Source organism: Pararobbsia alpina, assembly GCF_902859895.1.
Classification (GTDB): domain Bacteria; phylum Pseudomonadota; class Gammaproteobacteria; order Burkholderiales; family Burkholderiaceae; genus Pararobbsia; species Pararobbsia alpina.
The window spans coordinates 1-1,369 of the sequence record NZ_CADIKM010000156.1; the positions used below are offsets into that span (position 1 = coordinate 1).

General features: G+C 64.6%; 2 protein-coding genes. Both read right to left on the reverse strand.

Annotated elements, in window-relative coordinates:
• On the reverse strand, nt 1–542 hold a 542-nt coding region (locus HV670_RS30000; RefSeq protein ID WP_175108542.1), incomplete at its 3' end, for a c-type cytochrome.
• Between the two features lie 83 nt (nt 543–625).
• Nucleotides 626–1,369: LolA-like protein (locus HV670_RS30005; RefSeq protein WP_175108541.1), on the reverse strand; the 744-nt coding region annotated here is incomplete at its 5' end.

Here is a 1,369-nt window from a genome sequence, read left to right on the forward strand (position 1 = left end):
TAGTGTTCGAGGACGTCGAGCATGCCGCGCCGTTTCACCGGGTCGGCATCCGGGGTAATGATCGTCGCGAAGTGCAGCACGGTATCCGTCACCCCCGGCGCGCGGCGCCTGTCGAGGCGCTTCAGATAGCCGATCACGGCCGCCATGTCGGCGTCATTCAGTACGAACTGCGGCATCAGATAGCTGAGCGGTCTGCCTTCCGAATCCAGCCCTTCGCGGATCGCTCGTGCAATCGTCGCATCGGTATAGGGCTCGCGGTTGGTTCGCATCCCGTCGATGTACGGGATGTCCAGCTCGTCGGGGTTCTGCACGCGCGGATGAAACAGGTACTGCCCGCTGATCGGCGGAATGGTGCTGTTGCCCTCACGCGAACCGAGGCCGCTGCGCCGATGGCAATTCATGCACGCCGCAGCGGCGCCGCTCATGCGCATACCGCCCGCGTGCGTCGCTTCGACAGGCTCGCCCGAGCCGGCGATACCCCGCTGAAAAATCGCTTCGCCCGCATCGGCCGGCGGCGCGCCGATTGCGCGTGGCAGGTCCATGAAAAGCGTAGCGAACAACACCACGCATGCGACACCCGCACGCGAGACGCGCGCGCGCGTCAGGGCGGCGAGACTGTGGCACGTCATGGCAATGGCGACGAAGCCTGCGGGTGCGGCACGCCGGTCGTCGTCGGCGCGTCAATGCCAACCGACACGGAATGGTGCCGACCGGGTACGACAGGTTTGGCGAACATGAGATCATCGAGCGGCGGATTGAGTGAGATCTTCTCGATCACCAGCCGGCCTCTTTTGTCGACGCCCGGGGCGCCGCTTTCGATCACGAACGGAATCTTCAGGCCGTCGACATCCTTGAAGTCTCGATACATGACCTCGATCGTCGTCAGCTGCCCGGAAGCGCTCCGTACCGGTCGATCGTATTTGATGTCCAGAAAGCTCTGCGTATCGACCCATACATGACGGGCCGCGCCGGACGACAGGTGGACGAAGAGGCGATACGCATCGTGCCCGTCCACCCGGTCAACGCCTTCGAGTGCGACAGCAATGCCCTTCGCTGCATGATCGAGCAGCGGGCCGTCGATGACCTGTTCGTCGCGAGCGAACTTCACTTCGTCAGCCGTAAAGCCACGCAGATCCGGGCCAGCGCCGCTCGATGGGCGCAGCTTCCAGCCCTCCTTGCCATCGAACACCCGCACGATGACCTGGTTGAGCGCGGTGATCTCGAAGCGCGTGCGGTCGGGCCGCTTCAGCGCGAGCGTGAACGGCAGATTCGGCGCAGCCGCATTCTGGCTATCGACATGACCCACCCACACCATCGACTGAACCTTGCGCCAGGCGTCAGCGCCGCCCCGCGCCTGCGCATTCTTCGC